At 60.3% G+C, this 660-nt stretch carries 1 protein-coding gene; it reads left to right on the top strand.

Going from position 1 to position 660, the window contains the following annotated elements; translation table 11 throughout:
* Positions 1-118: 118 nt before the first annotated feature.
* A partial coding sequence (locus AC1DTN_RS38040) for a hypothetical protein (protein ID WP_477925326.1) occupies positions 119-660 on the top strand: 542 nt, incomplete at its 3' end.

The raw sequence follows: 660 nt of genomic DNA, 5'->3' as shown, positions 1-660 counted from the left end.
TTCTTCGGGCGTGATGTAGACGGATTCGGAATGGCTGAGCCTGACGAGGGCGGACCAGTACACCTCCACGGCCAGCGTCCAGTCGAAGAAGAACTTCGGCCCGGGCGAACTCATCAGGGTGGAGTTTGACTACATCAGTTGGGGCGGCGTCAATGTCGGGGCGGATGGCCTGGCCGTCTATCTGTTCGACGCCAGCCTGCCGGGGGCGGGTGGAAACGGCCATCACTACAGCGCGCTCGGCTATTGCCGAGTGACCGGCGGCTATATCGGCATCGGACTCGATGAGTACGGAAATTTCTCCTCCAGTTGCGAGGGCCGGCACGATGGCGGCGCGAGCATTCCCAATAGCGCCACGATACGTGGCTCGCAGGCCGCCAATTACGGCTTCGTCAAGAATTTTCCCATTGTGGACCGGCTGGATTGCGAGGGTGCGCAATGCAAGACGCGCGAGCAAGCCATCAATGCGGGAGTCAAGAAGGTCACGGCCTATTTCGTGCCGAAGAAGGACGGGATCGGCTACGGCGTGAACCTGTCGATCAACGACAGGATGGTCATCAAAGGACCTAGCGTCCTCTCTCCCTCGGAAGAGGGGGTCGATTATCCCCATGCGGCACCGTCTCTGGTGAAGGTGGGCATATCGGCTTCGAACGGTTCCTACAC

It is taken from the genome of Rhizobium sp. 01T444, assembly GCF_056398305.1.
The sequence above is the reverse complement of the archived record's forward strand: the minus strand, read 5'-3'. Positions and strand labels throughout refer to the sequence as shown.